The following is a 22,558-nucleotide window of genomic DNA, read 5'->3' on the forward strand; positions in this document are numbered from 1 at the left end:
TCACTTCTACTCGTCTGCGCCTTGCGGTCTGTGACGCGGAGAACGCTCGTGGGCCCGTGCTTGTTCCCGAGAACCCGCGCGGTCAACGACGTTGTCAACAGCGACGAAACATGTCCGCGTGCGCGTATGGTGCCCGATCCCCACTGCGTTGTCACGTTGTCCGAGCCAAGGCCTGAGACGCGGGCCCGCCTGCACCACTCACGCCTGCCCTTTTCGGACGAACAGTTCACCTGGGCTTTGCCATTCGTCGACCATCGCGGGTGCACATTGGTGGTCCTACGGCGCGGTAGGGTCTCCGGACTCGACCGATCGACAACCCAGGCCCGGAGGTGGCACCCATGACCGAGTTCGTCGACCAGATCAGGCAACGTGTCCACGACGCGCTGGGCGACCTCGCCGACGCGCGACAGGCGGGTGACGACTACCGCGTGCAGGTGTACACCGGCGAACTGGAGTCGTTCGCCCGTCTCGCCACGGAGAACGGCATCCGCGTCCCCGGGCTCGAGCCGTTCCAGGCTGCCTGAACGGCGTCCCAGCGACACACCACGACACGAGCGGGCGTATGCCGTCCGCCGCCCAGGACGACAGACGCCCCTCCCGGCACGGCCGGGTGGGGCGTCGTCGTGCGTGCTCGCGCGCACGTGCGGTGCGGTGCGGTGCGGTGCGGTGATCAGCCTGCTGCGCCCTCCGGCGCCACGAAGACGGCGCGGACCTGATCTACGAGGGCGGGCCCCGCGGCGACGGTGAGGGCGGTGCCGGGCGCAGAGCCGGGGTCCTCTCCAGCGCCGACGACGACACCCCCGGCCTCCTCGACGACGAGCCAGCCGGCCGCGAGGTCCCAGGCGTTGAGCCCGGTCTCCGCGTAGGCGTCCACGGACCCCTCGGCCACGCGCACGAGGTCGAGAGCGGCGCTGCCGATGCGTCGGATGTCGCGGACGAGGGGCAGGACCCGTAGGAGCACCTCGGCCTGCCGGGCGCGCACCTCGGGGGCGTAGCCGAAGCCGGTCGCGAGCAGGGTGCGGGCGAGGCGGTCCTCGCCCGAGACGGACAGACGGGCCGGCGCAACGGACTCGGTCGGGTCCTCGGGGCTCGTCCAGGCGCCGGTGCCCCGACCCGCGTGGTGCACGAGGCGCCGGCACGAGTCGGCGACCGCACCCGCGACAGGGGTCCACCCGCCCTGGGAGTGGGCGTCGCCGACGACGACGGCCACGGACACGGCATACGCAGGGATCTCGTAGAGGTAGTTCACGGTGCCGTCGATGGGGTCGACGACCCACGTCAGGCCGGACGTCCCAGTGACGTCGACACCCTCCTCGCCGAGGATGCCGTCGTCGGGGCGGGCGGCCCGGATGAGCCGGTGCAGCAGCTCCTCGGAGCGTCGGTCCATGACGGTCACGATGTCGGTCTCGGTCGACTTCGTCGCGGCGACACCCATCCGGGGCGGCCGCTCGTCACGGATGAAGCGCGAGGCCTCGACGGCGACCTCGACGCAGAGCCGCTCGAGCTCCTCGACCGTGACGCCGTCGGGCAGCGCAGGAACGGGAGGTGTGGTGGTCATCGCGTCGCCCTCAGTCACTGCCGCACAGTGCCGGACGGGCCTGGCGCAGGTTGGGGCAGCAGCCGGGCGCGCACACCGACGGCATCCGCCCCTCGAACTGCGGCACGTCCTCGCCGCGGGCCTCCGCCGCGCGTTCGAGCAGGGCGTCGACGAGGTCGCGCACGAAGACCGCGTCGGTGCCGACCGTCGGGACGCGCACGTGGGTGAGGCCGAGCTCGTCGGCCGTCTCCTGCGCCTCCGTGTCGAGGTCGTAGACGACCTCCATGTGGTCGCTCACGAAGCCGATCGGGGCCGTGACGACCGTGCGGACACCCGCGGCCGCGAGCTCCCGCATCCGGTCGTTGACGTCGGGCTCGAGCCACGGCTGGGTCGGCGGACCCGAGCGCGAGCAGAACACGAGCTCGCCCGTCAGGTCGCGGCCGAGGACGCGGTTGGCCTCCTCGGTCAGCTGCGACGCGAGCGCCAGGTGCTGGCGCTGGTAGAGGTTGCCCTCACCGTCGCCCGGTCCGGACGTGTCATCCATCGCGTCGGGGATCGAGTGCGTGACGAAGAGCAGCGCGATCTCCGCGTCCGGCGTTCCGTCGAGCGCCCGCAGCGAGCGGACGAGCTCGCCCGCGTTGGCGGCCGCGAACCCGGGACGCCGGGCGTACTGCGACACCTTGTCGATCTGCAGCTCGATGCCGTCCTCGGCCACCGCGGCCGCGGCGTCCGCGAGGTTCTCCCGGTACTGGCGACAGGAGGAGTAGCACGAGTAGGCGCTCGTCGTCAGGGCGACGACACGACGATGTCCGGCCGCGTGGCTCGCGCGCAGGGCGTCGTCGATGAAGGGCTCGCTGTTGCGGTTGCCCCAGACGATGGGCGTGCTGATGTCGCGCGCGTCGAGCTCGGCGCGCAGGGCTGCGATGAGCGCGCGGTTCTGGTCGTTGATCGGGCTGCGGCCACCGAAGTGGTGGTAGTGCTCGCCGACGGCCTCGAGACGCTCGTCGGGGATGCCGCGTCCGGCCGTGACCCGCCGCAGGAAGGGCATCACCTCATCGGGGCCCTCGGGACCACCGAAGCCGAGGAGGAGCACGGCGTCGTACGGTTCGAGCGGCGAGGGCTGGGGCTCGTCGGGCGTTGGTGCTGCGTCAGGTGTCATGTCTCCGCCATCGGTGGGTGAAAGGGCACGTGGGACGGTCGGCGGCGGTGCGTCGTCGTCAGGTCGGGTTGGAGCGCAAGGGGGTCGGGGCGTTGAGGTCGAGGCGGACGGCGAGGATCCGGAGGGCGAAGACCAGCCCCGCGGCGGTCCAGAGCACCCAGTCCTGGAGGGAGCCGAGCTGGGCGGCGACGACGACGAGGATCGACCCGAGCATGGCCGGGACGGCATACAGCTCGCGGCGCAGCACCTCGGGGACCTGGCCCGCGAGCAGGTCGCGCACGACCCCGCCCCCGACCGCCGTGATGACGCCGACGAGGACGGCCGCGATCGGCGAGACCCCGACGGTCGTCACGGCCTTGAGGCTGCCCGCGACCGCGAAGGCCGCGAGGCCGGCGGCGTCGAGGACCCGGACGAACCCGGTGATGCGTTCGACGCCAGGGTGGAAGAGGAACGTGACGAGACCGCCGAGCGCCGCAGCGGTCAGCAGCCGCCAGTCGCTGATGCCGACGGGCGGGATGTCGCCGATGAGCAGGTCGCGCACGATGCCGCCGCCGAGGGCCGCGGCACAGGCCAGCACGAGCACCCCGAAGAGGTCGAAGCGCTTCTTGACGGCCACGAGGCCGCCGGACAGCGCGAAGACGAACACGCCGACGAGGTCGAGGGCGAGCTGCGCGGACGCGAAAGAGGTAGGCATGCCAGAGCAAACGGTACCCGTGCGGCGTGGTCGCTTTGGTGGGCACCCGGGCCGGTGGCATGCTCGACAGCACGGCGCACGGCCGGCCCCCGCGACGCGGCATCACCTCACGACGCGAGCCACCGGGCACCATCACGGCAGGACCACGCAGACTCGGTACCGGGAGACCCACCCATGCAGCACCTCAGGCTCGTCGGCGTCCACGAGGACGGATTGCACCTGCTGCTGGCCGACGACGAGGGCCACCACTTCTCCGTCCCCCTCGACGACTCGCTCCGTGCCGCGGTGCGGCGGGACCGACCGCGGCTCGGCCAGCTCCAGATCGAGATCTCGGGCGGCCTGCGGCCCAAGGACGTCCAGGCGATGATCCGGGCCGGCCACTCCGCCGAGGAGGTCGCCGAGCGGGCCGGCTGGCCCGTCGAGAAGGTGCACCGCTACGAAGGGCCGATCCTGGCCGAGCGCGAGCACGTGGCCGGCCTCGCCCGTCAGGTCCGGCTGCGCCCGCGCGGCGGCTCGCACGGTGCTGCACCCACCCTCGAGGCGCGCGTCAGCGAGCGGCTGCGCACCCGCGAGATCGACACCGTCACGGCGCGTTGGGACTCCCGTCGCACCGACAAGGGCGCCTGGACCGTCCTGCTTCTCTTCACCGCCGGCGGGCGCGAACGCGAGGCCGCTTGGCAGTTCGACCCGCTCGCCCGGACCGTGTCGGCCGTCGACGACGAGGCCCGCTGGCTCAGCGAGGACGAGGACCAGCAGGCTCCCGGTCCGATCCCGGCGCCACACCTCAGCGCCTCGAGCCGTCCGAGCCGCGTCTACGACGTCGAGGCCGAGGGTGGTGTCGGCGCCTCGACGATGCGTCGCCGCGAGGGCGAGACCGTCGACCTCATGGCGGCCATGCGCGAGCGCAGCGCCCAGCGCGGTCGTCGCCGCCGACCCAAGTCCACCGAGGTTCCCGGACTCGACGAGGCACCCGAGGAGGCCCTGCCGCTGGAGGAGCTCGCCGGCGACCCCCGCGACGAGCTGCCTCCCCCCGCGCACACGCACCCGGAGGACGACCCCGAGGTCGTCAAGACCGGATCCGTCGAGCAGCGCGTCGGGGTCGACGCCGCCCGCCGCAAGGCACGCCGTACCGAGCCCACCCAGCCGGTGCGACAGGCGCCCGAGCCGACGGCGACGGACCAGGACGGGTCCCAGGAGGCGGACCCGGCGCCGGCAGAGCCCGAGTCCGTCGGCACCCGCGAGCCCGAGCGCGCGCCGGCAGCCGAGCCGGAGTCGGGGGCCGAGCGCCACGGCAGCCACGAGGTCGACCTCGACGATGACGGGGCAGACATCGCAGACGACGTCGCGGACGAGGCGCCGGCGGAGCCTCTCCCCGCAGAGCAGCCGCTGCGTCCCGCCACGCGCCGACGCGAGGACTCCCGACGGCTGTCACGCGTCCCTGCGGCGCAGTCCGATCTCTCCTCCGAGGCCGACGACCGCGACGAGTCCGCAGAGCTCGAGGACGAGGGCTACGACGTCGTGGAGCAGCGGGCCGCGGCCCCGGCGGCCAAACCGGCCCCCCGACCCGCCCCTCCGGCACGCAAGTCGGGACGGCCGAGCGTGCCGAGCTGGGACGACATCATGTTCGGCCGCAAGAACGACTGACGGCGCCCCACCTCGCGCGCCCGGCTGCGTCCACCAGTTCAGGGGCCGCAGCGCCCGGGTGAGCGCTCGTCGGAAGCCCGCTGGACGGCATACGCCATCGGTCGGCGTCGGCAGGTTCCGCTCAGTCGGCCTGGGTGATCGGCAGCGGCGGCAGGGGGCACACGTCGAGGTCGAAGGGCAGCACCTCGGGTGAGATCGCGGCGGCCCGCGCGGCGTGCGAGGTCATCCGGCGCATGTAGTGCCGCCTGCACAGCACCTCGTACTCGACGAGGCCGGTCGTGCCCGGCTTCGTGTCGCCGACGACGACCTGCTCGCCCTCGACGACCATGACGCCGTCCATGACGCGGGCGTTGGTCGTGGCCCGACGGCCGCACCAGCACAGCGCCTCCACCTGGAGCACCTGCACCTTGTCGGCGAGCTCGATGAGCCGCTTGCTGCCCGGGAAGAGCTCGGTGCGGAAGTCTGCGGTGATGCCGAAGGCGAAGACGTCGACGTCCATCTCGTCGACGATCCGCGCCAGCTGCTCCACCTGGTCGCTGGTGTAGAACTGGGCCTCGTCGCAGATGAGGTAGTCGATGCGGGTGCCCGCCGTGGCCCGTTCGACGATCGCCTCCCAGAAGTCCAGGTCGTCGCGGACCTCGAGCGCCCCGGTCGAGAGACCCAGCCGCGAGCTGAGGACGTTGGTGCCGGCGCGGTCCATCTTGGTGAAGATGAGACCGACGCGACCCCGTGCACCGTGGTTGTGGTCCATCTGGAGGGCGAGGGTCGACTTGCCGCAGTCCATGGTCCCGGAGAAGAAGACGAGCTCAGCCACGAGGCACCACCCTAGGCGCCGCGGCGGGGTGGCACCACGACCACCGGCACCGCGAGTTCCGCGTCGCTCGTTGAGCCGTGCAGCCCGAGCAGCGCGACCACCTCGCGGCGCATGAGCCCCGAGTGCACGACCGCGAAAGACCCCTCCGTCACGACGAGCAGGTCGCCGATGCGGCCCTCGACCCCCGCTCGGACCGGGCCGAACCACCCCTCGTCGACAGCGCGCTCACGGGTGAGGATCCGGGCGCGGCCAGCGAGACGCGCCGCCCACGCCTGCTCGACATCCGCGGCGGCGCCCGGCTCGGCATACAGCTGGAGGTTGCGCGGCTCACCGCCGAGGTGGCGCACGCCCGCCATCAGACCGGGCTCGTGCACGAGGTCGATGCGGTCGTGGAAGGGCACGTCGACCATGCCGTGGTCCGCCGTGACGACGATCGAGGTGTCGTCCGGCACGCGCGCGGCGAGCTGTCGCAGGGCGGCGTCGACCGACTCGACCTCGTCACCCCACTGCCACGACTGGCAGCCGTGGACGTGGCCGATCTTGTCGACGTCGCCCCAGTAGAGGTAGACGAGGGCTCGTGGGGTGGCCCGCACCGCTGACGCAGCAGCGGACACGCGGTCGTCGAGCGTGCGTCCGGCGCGGAAGCGCCCGCCGCGCAGCGCCGCGATGGTCAGCCCCGACCCGTCGAAGTAGTGCGGACCCACCATCGTCACAGCGACGCCGGCGTTCTCGGCGGCCTCGAAGACGGTCTCGTTCGGCTGCCAGGCCCGCGGGTCGGGACCGTCCTCCCAGGACAGCTCGTTGAGCAGCCGGTCGGTGGCCGGATCGAGCACCTGCATGCCGACGAGCCCGTGCGAACCGGGAGGCAGACCGGTGCCGAAGGTCCCCATCGAGGTCGCGGTCGTCGTCGGGAAGCCGCACGGCACGCGGTGAGCGGTGCCGAGGTGGCTGCGCAGGAAGGGTGCGTGTCCGCTGCGCTGGCGCAGCAGGTCGTGACCGAGCCCGTCGACGAGCACGACGACGGTGCGCGGGACGGTGGGGAGGTCGAAGACGTCGCGGCCGGCATACGCGGGCACCCCGAGTCGGTCGGCGACCGACGGGAGCACGGAGGCGAGGGTGCCAGACGACCAGTCGGTCGGCGTCGGCGCGTGGGCGGTCACGTCGTCGGCCACGGAGCGCTGGTCAGCGAGCCGTGCCGCCGCCGATGCTCGCGGAGAGCACCCGGGCGAAGCTCATGGCCCGGCCCACGGCGTCCTCGCCGTCGGCGGCCGAGCTGATGCGCAGCGAGATGTCGTCGGAGGCGATGGTGCCCTCGAAGCCGTGGTCGGCCGTACAGTCGGGGTCGCCACAGGCGGCGGGGATCATGTCGAGCCGGCTCACTGCGCCCCACCCGAGCGTCAGGGTGAGGTCACGGCCGTGCGTGCCCTTCGCGAACGTGTCGGGCTTCGCCACGACGTGGGTCAGCATGACGCCCCGGACGGCGGCGAGCGGCACCGTCTCGGTCGTGGCCGTCGCCATCAGCGTGTCCTCGGACTCGGCGTGGTCGTCGGCATGGGCGATGACGAGCCGCTGCGGGGTGACGACGAGCACGGTCACGTGACGGCGCACCGTCTCGTGGTCGAAGGTCGTCTCCTGGTGCACGAGGTGCGAGACGACCTCGTCGTCGGCGATCGCCGACTCGACGACGTCGCAGACGAGCGAGGGGTAGTAGCCGGCACGGGTGATCGCCTCGGTGAGGTCTTCGGGAAGGGCTCGGCCGGTGCCCGGGGTGACGCGTCGCATGCCCCCATCCTTGCACCAGCGCGGGCGTGGCCACTCCGAGCGGTCCACACCGTGCTGCGTCAGGTCATCCGGCGACGGCCCGGGTCCTTGCGCACGAGGGCCGGTCGCACGACGACCTCGGCGCCGAGCACGTCGACCCCGCCGGTCCAGGCATTGACCGGGTTGAGCTCGACCGAGGACAGCTCCGGGTGGTCGTCGGCGAGGACCGAGAGCCGGGCGATGAGGTCGGCGAGCGCCGCCCGGTGCACCGGAGCCGCGCCGCGGTGGCCGCTGAGGAGCGGCGCCGCCTTGACGCTGTCGATGAGGTCGGTGACGTCGACGTCGGTGAGCGGGGGGATCCGGTGCGCGACGTCACCGAGCAGCTCTGTGGGCGGCCCGGCGACGGAGAAGCTGACCACCGGACCGAAGAGCGGGTCCTCGCTGGCGCGGATGACGCAGGACACGCCGGGCACGGCCATCCGCTGCACGACGAACCGGTCGGCCCCGAGCGGCCCCAGACGCTGGGTCAGCGACGTGTGCGCGTCGCGGACGGCCTCGGCGTCGACGAGGTCGCCACGCACCCCGACGAGGCCGGGCTGGTGGCGCACGACGGGCGAGGTCGACTTGAGGATGACGGGGTAGGTCAGCTCGTCTGCGGCGGCGACCGCCGCATCGACGCCCGCGACCTCCACGGCGGGCCAGACGCGTATGCCGTAGGCGCCCAGCAGGTCTCGCGCCTCCTCCCGCGTCAGCGCGCGTCCGTCGGGGCTGTCCGCCAGGTAGCCGTCGAGCAGCGACTCCGCACGGAGCCGGTCGATGCCCACCGGGGCGACCTGGGTGCCGCGGTCGCGTTGGCGCCAGAGGGCGTAGCGCGTGACCGCGTTGAGCGCCCGGATGCCGTCCTCAGGCATCGAGTACGCCGGCACCGACCTCCGGATGCCGTTCTGCTCGTAGGCGAGTCCGTCACCGACGCCGCGCATGCCGAGGAACGTCGCGACACAAGGCTTCTCGTGGTCGGCGACGATGGTGCGGACGGCCATGTGCACCTCTTCGTCCTGCGTCACGAGCGGCGGGATGAAGGCGGCGACGACGCTGTCGACCTCGGGGTCGGCGAAGGCCGCGTCGAGCGCGGCGGCGAACTCCTCGGCCGAGGCCTGCGGCGGCAGCGAGACGGGGCCGTGCGTCACGCGCAGCCCCCAGCTGACGCACGCGCTCGCACTCAGCGCCCCCAGGGCGTCGGAGTTGCCGACGATCGCGACACGGTCGCCCTTCGGGAGCGGCTGGTGGAGCGTCAGCTGGGCGACGTCGAAGAGCTGGTGGACGTTCTCGACCCGGATGACGCCGGCCTGTCGCAGCAACGCGTCGAACGCCTGCGGGGGCACGTTGGTGACACGGGTGCGGTGTCCGGGTGGGGCGGCGAAGCTCGACACCCCCGAGCTCACGACGACGACGGGCTTGACCGCCGCGAGCGCGCGGGCGATGCGCGAGAACTTGCGCGGGTTGCCCATCGACTCGAGGTAGAGGCCGACGGTGTCGGTCTCCTGGTCGTCGATCCAGTACTGCATGAGGTCGTTGCCCGAGACGTCGACGCGGTTGCCGGCCGACGCGAACACCGAGATGCCGAGGCCGCGGCGGGCCGCCGAGGCGAGCACCGCGACGCCGAGCGCACCGCTCTGGGCGAAGAGGCCGAGGCGACCCGACTCGGGGATGACCGAGGCGAGCGTCGCGTTGAGGCGCACCGACGGGTCGTTGTTGACGATCCCGAAGCTGTTGGGGCCCACGATGCGCATGCCGGCGCGGCGCACTCGACGACGGAGCTTCTCCTGCAGGCGGACTCCCTCATCGCCCGCCTCGGCGAAGCCCGCCGACATGACGAGGAGCGCCTTGACCCCCGCCTTGCCGCAGTCCTTGACGACCTCGATGGCCTGCGCCGCCGGGACGACGACGATGGCGAGGTCGACGGGCTCGGGCACGTCGTGGATGCTCGGGTAGGCCCTGAGGCCCTGGATCCGGTCGGCCACCCGGTGGATCGGGTAGAGCTGCCCCCGGTAGCCGGCGGCGAGGATGTTGCGCATGACGAGCGCGCCGATCGACTCCTCGCGCCGGCTCGCGCCGATGATCGCGACCCGCTCCGGGAAGAGGATGGTGTGCATGCTGCGGGACTCGGCGCGGTGCTCGCGCGAGAGCTGGACGGCCTTGCTCTGCTCGGTCGGCGAGATGTCGAAGGAGACCTCGACGACGCCGTCCTCGATGTGGTGGGTGACCTCGTAGCCCGCCTCCTTGAAGACGGTGAGCATCTTGCGGTTCTGCGGCAGCACCTCGGCGACGAACCGGTTGATGCCCATCTCCTGCGCGATGGCGGCGAGGTGCTCGAGCATGACCGAGCCGATGCCCTTGCCCTGGTAGTGGTCCGAGATGTTGAAGGCGACCTCGGCAGACGTCTGGTCGATGCGGTCGTAGCGGCCGATGCCGATGATCTCGCCGTCGAGCGTCGCGACGAGGGCGACCCGGTCGTGGTGGTCGACGTGCGTGAAGCGGTGAAGGTCACGGGCGCTCAGCTCGCGCAGGGGCGCGAAGAAGCGCAGGTAGATCGACTCCTCCGACTGGAGGCTGTGGAAGTGGCGGATGCCGTCGGCGTCGTCGGGTGCGATCGGCCGGACGTGCGCCACGGTGCCGTCCCGGAGCACGACGTCCGCCTCCCACTCGACGGGGGCACCCGTGGCCTGCGCCGAGACCCGCTCGATCGCGCCGGTGTCGTCGCTGAGCTCGCCACCCTCCATGCCCTCATCGTGTCACGTCGGGCTGCACGGCCCCGGGAGATGGGAGGGTGGTCGCATGGAGTTCACCGACGTCGTCCGCTCCCGACGCATGGTCCGCCGCTACGACCCCGACCGGGACGTCCCGCGCGAGGTCGTGGAGCGCTGCCTGGCCAACGCGGTGCGCTCCCCGAGCGCCGGGTTCAGCCAGGGCTGGGACTTCGTCGTGCTCACCACGCGGCCCGAGCGGGACGCCTTCTGGGCCGCCACGACGGAGCCCGGCGCCGCGAGCGACCCCTGGCTCGACGGCATACGCGCCGCTCCGGTGCTCGTGCTGTGTCTCTCGCACAAGGACGCCTACCTCGACCGCTACGCGGCGCCCGACAAGGGGTGGACCGACCGGGACGAGGCGCGTTGGCCCGTGCCCTACTGGGACGTCGACACCGGCATGGCTTCGCTCCTCATCCTGCTCACCGCCACCGACGAGGGTCTCGGCAGCCTCTTCTTCGGGGTGCCGCCGGAACGCCACGGCGCCGTCCACGAGGCGTTCGACATCCCCTCGACGCGCAGCATCGTGGGCGTCGTGTCGATCGGGTATGCCGTCCCGGGACCTCGGAGCCCGAGCCTCCGACGCCATCGGCGCACGGGTCCCGACGTGGCCCACTGGGGCCGTTTCGGCGTGGCAGGTGAGAAGCCGTGATCACCCTGCGCGAAGATGGGGCGTTGACCCGCTAGCGGCAAGGAGCACCACCCGGCATGGCCCGTGGAAAGACCCCCCCGCCTCCCCCGGAGGACTTCGAGGAGAAGATCGTCGGCATCGACGTCGAGGAGGAGATGCAGAACGCCTTCCTCGAGTACTCCTACAGCGTCATCTACAGTCGGGCCCTGCCCGACGCCCGGGACGGGCTCAAGCCCGTCCAGCGACGCATCCTCTACGGGGCCAACGAGCTCGGGCTGCGTCCCGACCGGGGCCACGTCAAGAGCCAGCGCGTCGTCGGCGAGGTGATGGGCAAGTACCACCCGCACGGCGACCAGGCGATCTACGACGCGCTCGTGCGCATGGCGCAGCCGTTCACCCTGCGCCTGCCCCTGATCGACGGTCACGGCAACTTCGGCTCGCTCGACGACGGACCGGCCGCGGCCCGCTACACCGAGGCGCGCATGGCCAACGCCGCGCTGCTCATGGTCGCGGGCCTCGACGAGGACACCGTCGACTTCGTCCCGAACTACGACGACACCCAGCTCCAGCCCGGGGTCATGCCCGCGGCGTACCCCAACCTCCTCGTCAACGGCGCCGCCGGCATCGCGGTCGGCATGGCCACGAACATGCCCCCGCACAACCTCGTCGAGGTCATCGGCGCCGCGCGGCACCTCATCGCCAACCCGACCTGCTCGCTCGAGGACCTCATGAAGTTCGTCCCGGGGCCCGACCTGCCCTGTGGCGGCAAGATCGTCGGCCTCGAGGGCATCCGCGACGCCTACCTCACCGGGCGTGGCAGCTTCCGCACCCGCGCGACGGCACGCATCGAGTCGATCACGCCACGGCGCAAGGGTATCGTCGTCACCGAGCTGCCCTACCTCGTCGGACCCGAGAAGGTCATCGACAAGGTCAAGGACCTCGTCCAGGGCAAGAAGCTGCAGGGCATCGCCGACCTCAAGGACCTCTCCGACCGCCAGCACGGCCTGCGGCTCGTCATCGAGATCAAGAACGGCTTCAACCCCGACGCCGTCCTCGAGCAACTCTACAAGCTGACGCCGATGGAGGAGAACTTCGGCATCAACAACGTGGCGCTCGTCGAGGGCCAGCCGCGCACCATGGGCCTCAAGGACCTTCTCAAGGTCTACGTCGAGTTCCGCACCGACGTGGTACGCCGGCGCACCGCCCACCGCCTGGCCAAGCGGGAGGAGAGACTGCACCTCGTCGAGGGCCTGCTCATCGCCATCGTCGACATCGACGAGGTCATCCAGGTCATCCGCAGCTCCGACGACGCCGCCACGGCCCGGGCCCGCCTGATGGACGTCTTCGACCTGTCCGAGGCCCAGGCGACGTACATCCTCGACCTGCAGCTGCGCCGGCTCACGAAGTTCTCGCGCCTCGAGCTCGAGAACGAGAAGACCGAGCTCGAGCGAGCCATCGAGGAGCTGCGCGCCCTGCTCGACAACGAGAAGCTGCTGCTCAAGCTCGTGTCGACCGAGCTCGCCGACGTCGCCAAGGCGCACGGCACCCCGCGTCGCACGGTGCTCCTCGAGAGCTCGGGTGCCAGCGCGACCGCGACCGCGGCGTCGCCGCTCGAGATCGCCGACGACCCGTGCTGGGTCCTCCTGAGCTCGACCGGCCTGCTGGCCCGCACCGGCACGGCCGAGCCGGTCAGCGCCGAGGGCTCACGCTCGAAGCACGACGTCGTCATCGGTGCCGTCCGCACGACCGCACGCGGCGAGTTCGGGCTCGTGACGAGCGCCGGCCGGATGGTGCGCCTCTCGGCGCTCGACCTGCCGACGCTGCCGCCGACGAACGGCTCCCCCACCCTGTCGGGCGGTGCGCCGCTCGCGGCCTACGTCGACCTCGGCAAGGGCGAGGAGCCGGTGACGATCGTGCCGATCGGTGCCGACGCTCCGGTCTTCGCCGTGGGCACTGCGGCCGGTGTCGTCAAGCGGGTCACGTCCGAGGCGCCCAAGAGCAACGACTGGGACGTCATCAGCCTCAAGGACGGCGACCGCGTCGTCGGTGCCGGGGTTGCCGACCGTGAGGACCTCGACCTCGTCTTCGTCACGACCGACGCCCAGCTGCTGCGCTTTGCGGCGAAGTCCGTTCGCCCGCAGGGCCGCTCGGCTGGTGGCATGGCGGGCATCAAGCTCGCCGCCGGCGCCGGAGTCGCCTTCTTCGGCGTCACCGACCCCGCCCGCGAGGGTGTCGTCGTCACGTCGTCCGGCTCGTCGGGGGCGCTGCCCGGCACCGAGGGCGGGTCGCTCAAGGTGACGCCGTATGCCGAGTACCCCCCGAAGGGACGCGCGACCGGCGGCGTCCGCTGCCACCGTTTCCTCAAGGGCGAGGACACGCTCGTGCTCGCCTTCGCCGGCAACACCCCGGCCCGTGCCGCTGCTGCCAACGGTGTCGCCGTCGAGCTGCCGCCCGCCGACGGTCGCCGCGACGGCTCGGGCGTCCCGACGACCGCGGTCATCGCGCACGTCGCGGCTCCACCCGCCACGTCCCAGTCCACCGACGGGGAGTCGGAGGTCGCGGTAGCGACAGATGCCGTCGCCGATGACGACGCGCCGTCCGACGGCGGTGACGCGTGACCCCGCCTCCCGGTGGCAAGGCCGCCCGTCGTGCTGCAGCTGCCGTGGCGGCAGCCACGGCAGCCGCCTCCGCGGCGTCCGCACCGGTGACGTCGGTCGTCGACGCGATCGCCGGAACGCTGTCGTCGGAGGACGCCGAACGCGAGCACGCCGAACCCGAGCACGCCGAGCACCCCGCGACGACCGGCTACGGCACCCCGGCCTCCGACGCCTGCTCGGTCCTCTGGGACCACGACGGCACGAGCGCCTACGGCACGGCGGCCACGGCGCGCTTCTTCGTCATCGTCGAGCAGCCCGGCCCGTGGGGCCGCGACGCGGCACGCGAGTCGCACCTCGACCGGGAGCTCGGCGCCGAGCTGGAGAGCCGCACGAGCCGGGCAGGGGGGCGCTTCATGCTGATCCGGCGCCCTGGAGGGCACCCGGCGCACGACGGGCCCCGCCACGTCTTCGTCGCGCACGCCGGTGCGCGACCCGAGGACGCCTGGCTGCTCGTCGCCGAGGTCGACGAGGTCGGAGACCTGCTCGGACTCGACTGGGGCGCCCTCGCCCGCGGCAGCCGCGCCCCCGTGCAGGCCTCTCTCCTCGGCGCACGCCCCGCTGAGCCGACCCTGCTCGTGTGCACGAACGGCCGCCGCGACGTCTGCTGCGCCGTCCGAGGACGCCCGCTCGCAGCCCACGCCGCGCGCGTCGCCCCTGGCCGGGCGTGGGAGGTGTCCCACACCGGCGGTCACCGCTTCGCGCCGACTGCGGTCCTCCTGCCCTGGGGACAGACCTTCGCGCGCGTCGACGAGCGGGCGTCGGAGTGGCTCCTCGGAGCGAGCGAGTCCGGGCACCTGCCGGTCGAGCTGCTCGGCCCACTCCACGACCGGGGCCGTTCCGGCGTCCCTGGTCCGTCGCAGTGCGCCGAGTCCCACGTGCGCGCCGAGACGGGCGAGACCCGCCTCGCCGCCCTGTGGGCCGACCTCCCCGAGGCGGTCGACGACGGCTGGGACGTCACCGTCACCCACGCCGACGGGCGCCGCTGGCACGTGCGCGTGACGCGCGGGCCGGCCGGTCGCACGCGCCCCGAGTCCTGCGGCAAGAAGGCGGTCGAGGTGCTCGAGCACCGAGCCACGATCGTCGAGGCCTGGTTCTAGCCACGCACCCGGACGGGGTCGCTCACCAGGGCTTGGGGACGGTCTGCGACCCGTCGCCGGGCACGGTGTCGTCGTTGCCCTGCTGCTGTTGCTGGTTGCGCTCGATGGTGTTCTGGCGCTGCTGCTCCTGGAGGTAGTCCTGCTCCTCCTGGCTCGGGGTGTTCCCGGGGTCGGGGGTCGGTGCGGGCTGCTGACCCGGGCCGGGCTGCTGCGGGTCGTCAGGGGGTTGCTGGTCAGGCGGGGTGTCGGAGTTCTTCTGCTCCATCCGCTGCTGCGCCTGCTGGAGCTGCTCGCCGGTCTGGCCGCCTTCGGGCGCGTCGCAGAGCGGCGGGCGCTCCTTGGTGATGGTGATGCCCTTGTCGTAGTACTGCTTCCACTCGTCCGTGCGCTCGCGCGCCTTGGCAGCGTCGCCCAGGGCCTCGTAGGTCAGGCCGAGGTTGACCCGCACCCTGCAGTCGTCGATCCCGCCCTTGGGGACCTGCTCGAAGGCCTGCTCGAACCACGGACGCGCCAGCTCGAAGTGACCCGAGAGGACGTGGGCGTCACCGATCGCGAAGGGCGACCGGAACTGCTCGACGACGTTGACCCAGCCCTGCCGCTCGCCCCAGGTCAGGGTGCGGGGCTTGTCGCCGGCCTCGTACGCGTCGAGCGTCTGTGCGTGCACGAGGTTGAGCGAGATGAGCCTGAGCGCCACGAGGACGAGCAGGACGACGACCGGAGCGGACGCGAGCAGCAGGCGCCGGCGTCGCCGACGCAGGTGCGGCGGGAGGGGGCGACGGTCACGTCGGCGCACGCGGAACCGGCTGCGTACGCCCTCGGCGGGGACACTGCCCGCGCGGGCCGGTCGCTCGTCGAGGATCGTCATGGGCGCGTCCCCCTCCGGCGGCGGGTCTGGACGAGCGCCGTGACGCCGGCGCCGACCTCCCACGCGGCGATCCCGGCCACTGCGAGCAGGAGCGGCCAGTAGAGCTCGCGACGGGCGATGACCTTCTGCTTCTCGATCTGCTCGCTCGTGCCGAAGCGCTCGAGGTCGATGCCGTCCACGACCGGACCGATCGCGTCGCCCGCCTCGCGGTGCAGGTAGCTGAGGCCCAGCTGGTCGCCGATCGTGCGCAACGTGTTCTCGCTGATGACCGAGCGGGCGTCCTCACCGGTCGTGGGGTCCTTGATGTAGTCGCGTGTCGTGTCGAAACGCGACCGCGTGGCCTTCATCCGGCCGCCCTCGGTGGTCCCGTAGCCGAGGACCGCTCCACCGTTGATGAGCCGCTTGTCGATGTCGAAGGGTGCAGGAGGGTCCACTGCCGTCTGCTCGCCGTCGCCGAGGTAGAAGACGACCCGCCCGCGCTCTGGAGTGCGCGCGTCGGCCTGGTGGAGCAGCGTCTTGAGGCGGTCGTTGGCCTCGCTCACCGACGTGCCCCTGGAGACCTCGTAGGACTCGGGGAGCAACGTCTCGACGGCCGCGTCGAGGGCCGTCGTGTCGGTCGTCAGCGGTAGCCGCACCCGAGCCTCCTGGTCGAACGTCACGACGGAGTAGCGGGCGCCCGGAAGCGCCTCCGCGATGGCGGAGATGTCCGCCGCGACGCCGTCGATGCGCGGGCGTCCGTCGCCGTAGTCCTCGGCGATGATGCTGCTCGTCGTGTCGACGACGAAGTAGACGTTGAGGTTGGCGGCGGTGGTGTCGACCTGTTCGCCCGCGACCGCCGGACGCAGCGCGGCGACCCCGAGGAGCACGACCGCACCCGTGAGTCGCCAGTGCGTCGCCCGCGACTCCCCCGGCACCGAGCGCGACGACGGGTTCCACCACACGGCGGCCAGCGCCCCGACCGCGAGGACGAGCAGCACGGGCCACGGGGCGACAGGCAGGAGGGTCACGACGCCCACCTCCGGCTCGCACCGATGACGCCGATGAGCCCGATCCCGGCGAGCGTGATGGGCAACGTCGGGTTGTCGGAGTAGAGGGCGCGGGAGGCGGCGTCGATGAGCGTCGCCTCCTGGGCCTGGACCGCGTCGACGATGCCCTTGATCGCCGCCTGGTCGCTCATCGCGAAGTAGCGTCCGCCGGTGCCGGTGACGATGTCGCGCATCTCCACCGCCTCCTGGTCGGCCCCGTCCTCCTCCGGGTTGAGCCCGTAGACGCGGACCCCCTTGGCCTTGGCCAGTGCTCCGGCCTCGTCGACGTCGATGATCGGCCGCCCGGCGAGGTGGTTGTCGGTGGCGAAGACGACCGAGCGGGCGCGCTGGAGGTCGACCTTGTCGAAGCTGGAGACGCACGTGGCGAGGCCGTCGCCGATCAACGAGGTGCCGCGGCCGTTGAAGGTACCGGCGAAGAAGGAGTCGTACTCCGGGTCGCCCGTCAGCGCGCGACCCGCAGAGTCGAGCTCGCCGTTGATGAAGTCGTAGTCGTCGGTGAGCGGGAAGACCGTGGCGGCCGACGAGTTGAAGATGACGAGCCCGATCCGCTCCCCCTCGAAGCTCGAGACGAGCGTCTTGAACGTCGACACGAGCGTCGCGTCGTAGGCGGCCATCGAGCCGGAGATGTCGAGGCACAGCATGATGTCGCGACTGCGGGTCTGGGGCTTGTCGATGGTGGTGTCGAGCGGGCGGGCCGCGCCCACGAGAGCCGCCCCGCCGAGGAGCACGGCGCTGGACGCGAGCACGGCCATCCGGATCCGGTGCAGTCGCAGCGCCCGGCGGTACTCCGGCAGCTCGGTCAGCGCGCTCGAGTTGGCGACCGCCGCCGACGCACGTGCCTGCCGGCGCGACATCAGGCGGAAGACGGCATACGCGAGCAGGACGGCGAGGAGCGTCCCGAGGCCGACCACGCCCGGCCACTTGAGGTCGAGGCCGTTCAGCTCCATCGCGCCACCACCTGCTTGGCGACGGTTCCCGCCCCCACGAGGGTTGCAGTCTCCCGGGGGCCGAACTCGCCGGGATAGAGCGATCCGACGACCTCCGAGACCGGGGTCAGCCGAGACCCCGTCGCGTTGAGCTCGGTGAGCGTCATCGTCGGGGCGTGGATGCCGGACACCTCCTGGACGAAGTGGCGCACGAGGACGCTGAGCTGCTGGTGTGCTTGGCGCTGGCTGATCTCGCCCGCCGCGGCCCGGTCGAGCACGAGGTCGATCTGCCGGGTGTAGTCGGCGCGCAGCCGCGAGAGCCGGTCCGAGGTGATGCGTGGCGGGACGACGACCTTCTTCTCGCGCGTCGACCACCACACCCAGAGGTACCAGGCGGCGACGAGGACGAGCGCGCCGATGCCGATCCAGAGCCACTTCGCGGCATACGGGTCGGGGGCGTAGAAGCCCGGTGGCGGGGCGTCAGCGGCGCGCACGACGCTGCCTCTCGAGCAGCGCGAACATCGTCGCGACGACCTCGTCGGACGACCCCAGACGGGCGTGGTTGATCCCGCGGCGGTCGAGCAGCTCGGTCGTGCGCTGCACGCGGTCGGCGACCGAGGCGGCGTACGCCGCGCGCACCCGCGGGTCGAGCCGCACCAGCGTCGGCAACGTGTACGTGTCGGCGACGTCGTATGCCGTCCGGTCCCCCTCGATGGCCGTGGGGTCGGCGTCCTCGACGGTGATCCACAGGATCTCGTGCTGGACGTGGAGACGGCGCAGCAGCTCGTCGAGCCCCGGGTCGAGCTCCTTGTCGTCGGCGACGACGAGCAGCACGAGTCGGCGACGGACGTTGCGGACGATCCAGCGCAGCTGCGTCGCGAGGTTGCTCTGGTCGCCGTCGAGGACGGTCGCCGCGTCGACGGCGCGCAGCAACAGCTCGAGGTGCGCCTCGCTACCGCGCAGGTCGTGCGCGACCGTCGAGCCGGCGGTACCGCGGACCAGCCCGACGAGGTCCCCGTGACGCTGCGCGAGATAGCCGACGAGGCCGGCCGCCGCGATGGCCACCGACTTCTTCGGCTCGCCGCTGCGGGTCGTGGCCGCCATCCCGCGACCGGTGTCGATGACGAGCATGAGGTTCTGCTTGCGCGTCGCGACGTAGCGCTTGACGAGCGGAGACTGGCTGCGGGCGGTGGCACGCCAGTCGATGTCGCGGACCTCGTCGCCGGGGACGTAGTCGCGCAGGTCGTCGTAGTCGAGGCTGCGACCGTGGAACACGGAGGCGTACTCCCCCTCGAGCAGGCTGCGGGACTTGCGGCGCGCGTGGACGAAGAGCTTGCTCTTCACCTGCGTCAGCAGCGTCGTCGTCATGTCCGTCGTCCGGCTCCCCGCTCAGGGGGTGCGGATCCCGTTCACCATCGCGTCGATGATGCTCTCGACGGCGACCTCGTCGGCGGCCGCCTCGAAGCCGAGCGTGACGCGGTGCCGCAGCACCCGGTGCGTCAGCGCCTTGACGTCGTCGGGGACGACGTGGTTGCGGCCGTCGACGAGGGCGCGCGCCCGCGCCGCACTCGTGAAGGCGATGCTCGCTCGCGGGCTCGCCCCGAAGTCGACGTAGCCGGCGAGGCGAGGCTCGATGTAGTCACGCGGGTGCCGCGTGACGTAGCCGATGCCGACGACGTAGTTGACGATCGCCGGGTCGATGTAGACGCGGCCGACGAGCGCCTGCAGCCGCTTGACGTCGGCAACGGACACGACCGGCTCGGACGCCCTGAGGAAGATGCCGGAGTCGATGCGCCGCAGCACCTCGGCCTCCTCCGCCGGCGACGGGTAGTCGAGGACGTCTTTGAGCATGAAGCGATCCATCTGCGCCTCGGGCAGCGGGTAGGTGCCCTCCTGCTCGATGGGGTTCTGGGTGGCGAGGACGAGGAACGGGTCGGGCAGCGCGTAGCTACGGTCACCGATGGAGGTCTGGCGCTCCTGCATCGCCTCGAGCATCGCCGACTGCGTCTTGGCGCTGCTGCGGTTGATCTCGTCGAGGAGGACGAAGTTGGCGTGGACGGGACCGAGCTGGGTCTCGAACGTGCCTGAGTGCTGGTTGTAGACCTGCGTGCCGACGATGTCGCTCGGCAGCAGGTCCGGGGTGCACTGGATGCGGTGGAACGACCCGCCGACTGCCTGCGCGATCGTCTGCGCCGCCGTCGTCTTGGCCAGTCCGGGCACGCTCTCGAGGAGGACGTGACCGCCGGTCATCAGGGCGATGAGCAGTGTCTCCTGCAGACGTGTCTGGCCGACGACCTTCGAGGCGAAGGCCGTCGAGATGGATTCGATGGTCTCGGCGGCCCAGTGGAGCTCGTCGGGGGTGAGGTAGCGCGTCGGGGCCGGTGCGGTGCGGTCGGGGGCGACGTCGATGCCGGCCACCGCGACGTCCTCGTCCGGGGCGGCGGGCGAGCCCGAGAGCTGCTCCGGCTCGTCGGGGACCGCCGCGACGTCCGGTACGGCAGGTCTCGGGAGCGCGACGGTGAAGCTCTCTCCGTCGACCTCGTCCGACGGGGTGCCCTGATGCGTGTCGGGCTGCGCGCCCGGCTCGTCGAGCACGCCGGAGCGATCGCCCGCGACCGACTCCTCGGCGTTGACGTTGCCCACCATCGATTCCCCTTCTCGACGCGTACCGGCGGAGGGAGTCGCGCCGGCAGGGACACATCGTAAGCACGGACGGCTGTGCCGCGCCGGTGGTCCCGTCACCCCTCAGACAACCCAGGGGCCTCGAACGCTCCTGTCAGGCGTCGATCCGCTCGCGGTCGACCTCGGCTGCGGACTCGATGATGAAGTCCTTGCGCGGCGCGACCTCGTTGCCCATGAGAAGCTCGAAGACGCGCTCGGCGGCCTCGAGGTCGCGCATCGTCACCTTGCGCAGGGTGCGGTGGCGCGGGTCCATCGTCGTGTCGGCGAGCTGGTCGGCGTCCATCTCACCGAGACCCTTGTAGCGCTGCATCGGCTGCTTGATCTTCTTGCCCGACTTCTCGAGGCGGGCCAGCGTGCGCCGCATCTCCGGCTCGTTGAAGGTGTAGATCAGCTCGTTCTTCTTGGCGCCGGCGTTGATGACCTCGAGCCGGTGCAGCGGCGGCATGGCCGCGTAGACGCGACCGGCGTCGACGAGGGGGCGCATGTAGCGGAAGAAGAGCGTCAGCAGCAGCGTGCGGATGTGGGCGCCGTCGACGTCAGCGTCGGTCATGATGATGACCTTGCCGTAGCGGGCGGCGCCCAGGTCGAAGCTGCGGCCCGAGCCGGCGCCGATCACCTGGATGATCGAGGCGCACTCGGCGTTCTTGAGCATGTCAGAGACGGACGCCTTCTGGACGTTGAGGATCTTGCCCCGGATCGGCAGCAGCGCCTGGAACTCGGAGTTGCGGGCCTCCTTGGCGGTGCCCATGGCCGAGTCACCCTCGACGATGAACAGCTCGGAGCGCTCGACGTCGGTGGTGCGGCAGTCACGCAGCTTCGACGGGAGCGTCGAGCTCTCGAGGGCGTTCTTGCGCCGCTGGGTCTCCTTGTGCAGCCGGGCGCTGATGCGCGACTTCATCTCGGAGACGACCTTCTCGAGCAGCAGGGCCGCCTGCGCCTTGTCGCCGCGCTTGGTCGACGTGAGCCGGTCGGTCAGCTCCGTCTCGACGACCTTGGCCACGATGGCGCGCACGGCGTTGGTGCCGAGGACCTCCTTGGTCTGGCCCTCGAACTGCGGCTCGGCCAGGCGCACGGTGACGACGGCCGTCATCCCGGCGAGGATGTCGTCCTTCTCCGGCTTGTCGTTGCCGACCTTGAGCCGCCGCGCGTTGACCTCGAGCTGCTTGCGGAACACCTTGACGATGGACTGCTCGAAGCCGGCGACGTGGGTGCCGCCCTTGGGCGTCGTGATGATGTTGACGAAGGACTGGACCTTCGTGTCGTAGCCCTGGCCCCACCGCAGGGCGACCTCGACACCACACTCCCGCTCGAGCTCGGTCGGGGTCATGTGGCCGTTGACGTCGAGGACCGGGACGGTCTCGGTGAACGTGCCGGAGCCCTCGAGGCGCCACACGTCGGTGATCGGGGTGTCGGGCGCGAGGTACTCCACGAAGTCGGTGATGCCGCCGTGGTGCTGGAAGACCTCCTCGACGGGGCCCTCCTCGCCCGGGGTGCCCTTGAGACGCCGCTCGTCACGGATGACGAGGCGCAGGCCGGGGACGAGGAAGGAGGTCTGGCGGGCGCGACCGAGGATGGCGTCGTAGTCGAGCTCGGCGTCCTTGAGGAAGATCTGCCGGTCGGGCCAGAAGCGCACGCGCGAGCCGGTGACGCCTCGTCTGGCCTTGCCGACGACGGGCAGCGCGCTCTTCTTCTCGTAGGGGGTGAACTCCGAGTCGGGCGAGTGGATCGCCGTGCGGTCGCCGAAGGTGCCGGGCTCGCCCCGCCGGAAGCTCATGCCGTAGGTCTTGCCGCCGCGGTCGACGGCGACGTCGAGTCGCGCTGACAAGGCGTTGACGACGGACGCGCCGACGCCGTGGAGGCCACCGGTGGCGGCATACGACGCTCCGCCGAACTTGCCGCCCGCGTGCAGCTTGGTGAAGACGACCTCGACACCGGACAGGCCCGTGCGGGGCTCGATGTCGACGGGGATGCCGCGACCGTTGTCGCGCACCTCGATGGACCCGTCGCCGCTGAGGATGACCTCGATATCGGTGCAGACGCCGGCCAGGGCCTCGTCGACCGCGTTGTCGATGATCTCCCACAGGCAGTGCATCAGGCCGCGCTGGTCGGTCGAGCCGATGTACATGCCGGGGCGCTTGCGCACGGCCTCGAGGCCCTCGAGGACCTGGAGGTGGCGGGCGGTGTAGTCGCCGTTGCCGGAGGGAGCGGGTCGTGAGGCGGAGGCCACGGTGTGTCGTTCTC

Annotated in this window: 19 protein-coding genes; 5 read left to right on the forward strand and 14 right to left on the reverse strand. The window is 71.7% G+C overall.

Going from position 1 to position 22,558, the window contains the following annotated elements; genetic code table 11:
• The first annotated feature begins 338 nt into the window (after positions 1 to 338).
• Positions 339 to 524, forward strand: a complete 186-nt coding sequence (locus NR112_RS00560) for a hypothetical protein (protein WP_256792042.1) — start codon at positions 339 to 341, stop codon at positions 522 to 524.
• 146 nt (positions 525 to 670) lie between these two features.
• Here the strand turns inward: NR112_RS00560 and NR112_RS00565 are convergent, their stop codons facing one another.
• The 3 genes from NR112_RS00565 to NR112_RS00575 are packed head-to-tail and all read right to left on the reverse strand — an operon-like array spanning position 671 to position 3,390.
• On the reverse strand, positions 671 to 1,558 hold the full coding sequence (locus NR112_RS00565) for an inositol monophosphatase family protein (protein ID WP_256792043.1): 888 nt from the start codon (positions 1,556 to 1,558) through the stop codon (positions 671 to 673).
• Positions 1,559 to 1,568: 10 nt separating this feature from the next.
• The gene (locus NR112_RS00570) at positions 1,569 to 2,696 is read right to left on the reverse strand and encodes a ferrochelatase (protein ID WP_256792044.1); all 1,128 of its coding nucleotides are present in this window, start codon (positions 2,694 to 2,696) and stop codon (positions 1,569 to 1,571) included.
• A 58-nt stretch (positions 2,697 to 2,754) separates the two neighbouring features.
• Positions 2,755 to 3,390, reverse strand: coding sequence for a trimeric intracellular cation channel family protein (locus tag NR112_RS00575; RefSeq protein WP_256792045.1), 636 nt, complete (start codon positions 3,388 to 3,390; stop codon positions 2,755 to 2,757).
• Positions 3,391 to 3,564: 174 nt separating this feature from the next.
• On the opposite strand from NR112_RS00575, the gene sepH reads away from it, so the two are divergent.
• Entirely contained in the window at positions 3,565 to 5,034 is a 1,470-nt protein-coding gene (gene sepH / locus NR112_RS00580) for a septation protein SepH (protein ID WP_256792046.1), read from the forward strand.
• A 121-nt stretch (positions 5,035 to 5,155) separates the two neighbouring features.
• Here sepH and NR112_RS00585 read toward each other — a convergent pair whose 3' ends face one another.
• Genes NR112_RS00585 through NR112_RS00600 form a run of 4 tightly spaced genes read right to left on the reverse strand, consistent with a single transcriptional unit; the run spans position 5,156 to position 10,389 of the window.
• Positions 5,156 to 5,848 carry a thymidine kinase gene (locus NR112_RS00585; protein ID WP_256792047.1) on the reverse strand — a complete coding sequence of 231 codons (693 nt, stop codon included), beginning with the start codon at positions 5,846 to 5,848 and terminating at the stop codon, positions 5,156 to 5,158.
• An 11-nt stretch (positions 5,849 to 5,859) separates the two neighbouring features.
• Positions 5,860 to 7,020 carry an alkaline phosphatase family protein gene (locus NR112_RS00590; RefSeq protein WP_256792048.1) on the reverse strand — a complete coding sequence of 387 codons (1,161 nt, stop codon included), beginning with the start codon at positions 7,018 to 7,020 and terminating at the stop codon, positions 5,860 to 5,862.
• A gap of 10 nt (positions 7,021 to 7,030) precedes the next feature.
• Positions 7,031 to 7,630 carry a DUF5998 family protein gene (locus NR112_RS00595; protein ID WP_256792049.1) on the reverse strand — a complete coding sequence of 200 codons (600 nt, stop codon included), beginning with the start codon at positions 7,628 to 7,630 and terminating at the stop codon, positions 7,031 to 7,033.
• Positions 7,631 to 7,689: 59 nt separating this feature from the next.
• Positions 7,690 to 10,389, reverse strand: coding sequence for a bifunctional GNAT family N-acetyltransferase/acetate--CoA ligase family protein (locus tag NR112_RS00600; protein WP_256792050.1), 2,700 nt, complete (start codon positions 10,387 to 10,389; stop codon positions 7,690 to 7,692).
• 55 nt (positions 10,390 to 10,444) lie between these two features.
• Here NR112_RS00600 and NR112_RS00605 point away from each other — a divergent pair, with 55 nt between their 5' ends.
• Genes NR112_RS00605 through NR112_RS00615 form a run of 3 tightly spaced genes read left to right on the forward strand, consistent with a single transcriptional unit; the run spans position 10,445 to position 14,798 of the window.
• Positions 10,445 to 11,065: a nitroreductase family protein gene (locus NR112_RS00605; protein ID WP_256792051.1), complete on the forward strand. Its 621-nt coding sequence runs from the start codon at positions 10,445 to 10,447 to the stop codon at positions 11,063 to 11,065.
• Positions 11,066 to 11,121: 56 nt separating this feature from the next.
• The gene (locus NR112_RS00610) at positions 11,122 to 13,662 is read left to right on the forward strand and encodes a DNA topoisomerase (ATP-hydrolyzing) subunit A (protein ID WP_256792052.1); all 2,541 of its coding nucleotides are present in this window, start codon (positions 11,122 to 11,124) and stop codon (positions 13,660 to 13,662) included.
• Complete coding sequence (locus tag NR112_RS00615; RefSeq protein WP_256792053.1) at positions 13,659 to 14,798, forward strand: sucrase ferredoxin; 1,140 nt, start codon at positions 13,659 to 13,661, stop codon at positions 14,796 to 14,798. Before NR112_RS00610 ends, NR112_RS00615 begins: the two co-directional genes overlap by 4 nt.
• A gap of 22 nt (positions 14,799 to 14,820) precedes the next feature.
• Here NR112_RS00615 and NR112_RS00620 read toward each other — a convergent pair whose 3' ends face one another.
• The 7 genes from NR112_RS00620 to NR112_RS00650 form a co-directional block, all read right to left on the reverse strand.
• Positions 14,821 to 15,663, reverse strand: coding sequence for a tetratricopeptide repeat protein (locus NR112_RS00620; protein WP_256792054.1), 843 nt, complete (start codon positions 15,661 to 15,663; stop codon positions 14,821 to 14,823).
• Positions 15,660 to 16,670, reverse strand: coding sequence for a VWA domain-containing protein (locus NR112_RS00625; RefSeq protein ID WP_256792055.1), 1,011 nt, complete (start codon positions 16,668 to 16,670; stop codon positions 15,660 to 15,662). Before NR112_RS00625 ends, NR112_RS00620 begins: the two co-directional genes overlap by 4 nt.
• Complete coding sequence (locus NR112_RS00630) at positions 16,667 to 17,656, reverse strand: VWA domain-containing protein (RefSeq protein ID WP_256792056.1); 990 nt, start codon at positions 17,654 to 17,656, stop codon at positions 16,667 to 16,669. Before NR112_RS00630 ends, NR112_RS00625 begins: the two co-directional genes overlap by 4 nt.
• Complete coding sequence (locus NR112_RS00635; RefSeq protein WP_256792057.1) at positions 17,647 to 18,129, reverse strand: hypothetical protein; 483 nt, start codon at positions 18,127 to 18,129, stop codon at positions 17,647 to 17,649. The genes NR112_RS00630 and NR112_RS00635 overlap by 10 nt, the downstream gene beginning before the upstream one ends.
• Positions 18,116 to 19,003 carry a DUF58 domain-containing protein gene (locus NR112_RS00640; protein WP_256792058.1) on the reverse strand — a complete coding sequence of 296 codons (888 nt, stop codon included), beginning with the start codon at positions 19,001 to 19,003 and terminating at the stop codon, positions 18,116 to 18,118. Before NR112_RS00640 ends, NR112_RS00635 begins: the two co-directional genes overlap by 14 nt.
• A gap of 21 nt (positions 19,004 to 19,024) precedes the next feature.
• Positions 19,025 to 20,281: a MoxR family ATPase gene (locus NR112_RS00645; RefSeq protein ID WP_256792059.1), complete on the reverse strand. Its 1,257-nt coding sequence runs from the start codon at positions 20,279 to 20,281 to the stop codon at positions 19,025 to 19,027.
• 130 nt (positions 20,282 to 20,411) lie between these two features.
• Complete coding sequence (locus NR112_RS00650) at positions 20,412 to 22,544, reverse strand: DNA topoisomerase IV subunit B (protein WP_256792060.1); 2,133 nt, start codon at positions 22,542 to 22,544, stop codon at positions 20,412 to 20,414.
• Positions 22,545 to 22,558 lie beyond the last annotated feature (14 nt).

The organism is Terrabacter sp. Ter38 (assembly GCF_024519435.1).
Taxonomy (GTDB): domain Bacteria; phylum Actinomycetota; class Actinomycetes; order Actinomycetales; family Dermatophilaceae; genus Terrabacter.